Genomic DNA, 1,251 nt, shown 5'->3' with positions numbered 1-1,251 from the left:
TCCTTGCTTTGCACTTTAAATTTTTCATCGTCCTCAAGCGGCTTTTTAGCAAGGCGCAGATCAATGTGGCAGTATCCGCCGGGGTTTTTGTCTAGATAGTCTTGGTGGTAATCCTCCGCCTTGACGTAGTTTTTAAGCGGCATAACCTCGACCGCTATCTTTTCATCATATTTGCTCTGCTTAAAGGCTACGAATTTACGCGCGAGCTCGCCGCTCGCCTCATCAGCGTAGTAGATGCCCGTGCGGTATTGGCGCCCGCGGTCGTTACCCTGTTTGTCGATCGAGAACGGATCGATGATGCGGAAATAATGCGCCAAAATTTCAGGCTCGCTGATGACGTTGGCGTCGTATTTTAAGTGTAGCGTCTCGGCATGATCGCTGCTATGTAAGCCCTCGTAGCTTGCCTGATCGCTCTTGCCGTTGGCATAGCCTACCTGCGTCGCGACTATGCCGTCAAGCTGCTTGAAATACGCCTCCATACCCCAAAAGCAGCCGCCTGCTAGATAAATTTCTTTCACGTTTGCGTTCATACCGCCCCCTTTAACTTTAAAATTTGCATCCGCCGCGCTGCCGCCTGCGGCATTTAGCGCGACTAAATAACCCGCCGCCAAAGCAAAGAGGCAGATTAAGGCTTTGAAAATTTTCATTTTGATCCTTTCGTTTTAAATTTTGCGCAATTTTACAATCCATAAATGAAATGAGAGTGAAATTTTGCCCTGCTTGATATTTACCACAAACGGCGAAATTTAAAGACGCGCGAGCGCGGCGCGGTAAAATTTGCCTCAAAATTTGAGGCTACCGCAAAAATTTACCGCTAAGCTGCGCGCTGTAATAAAACCGCATAGGACTACGCCAAAATCGCTCGCTGTCATAAAGCCTGCGCCCAAGCCGCGTGCGCCGCGCTATTCTACGTAAATTTTAAAATTTAGAGCGCGACAAAGCCCGTGAACTTGCATAAAATTTAAAATTCCTAGCAAAACACAGCCGAACGGCCTTCGTAAATTTAAACCGATAAATTTATGCCGGATTGCGCAGCGGCAAACTCGCATTCTGCCGATTAAATTTAAAATTTACGCGCCGCCGCCGAGAGATAAAATTTTAGCGACCATTCAGGGGCGGCGAGTGATTAAATTTAGATTGCGCCGCACCGCTACAAAGCGGTGTTCCGCGTAGCCAAAAACCCGCGCCGTGCAGTAGTATAACGAAGCGCGAACAGTCTGATTCGCACTGCCTCCGCCACGTAGCGGAGCG

The 1,251-nt window shown here is 48.7% G+C and carries 1 protein-coding gene; it reads right to left on the bottom strand.

The window, feature by feature from the left end:
- Positions 1 to 647, bottom strand: a 647-nt coding sequence (msrA, locus tag Q0236_RS06830; RefSeq protein ID WP_297916314.1) for a peptide-methionine (S)-S-oxide reductase MsrA, incomplete at its 3' end; no start/stop codon positions are given.
- Between the last annotated feature and the right edge of the window lie 604 nt (positions 648 to 1,251).

Origin of the sequence: uncultured Campylobacter sp., assembly GCF_938031315.1 — a bacterium.
Lineage (GTDB): Bacteria > Campylobacterota > Campylobacteria > Campylobacterales > Campylobacteraceae > Campylobacter_B.
The sequence above is the reverse complement of the archived record's forward strand: the minus strand, read 5'-3'. Positions and strand labels throughout refer to the sequence as shown.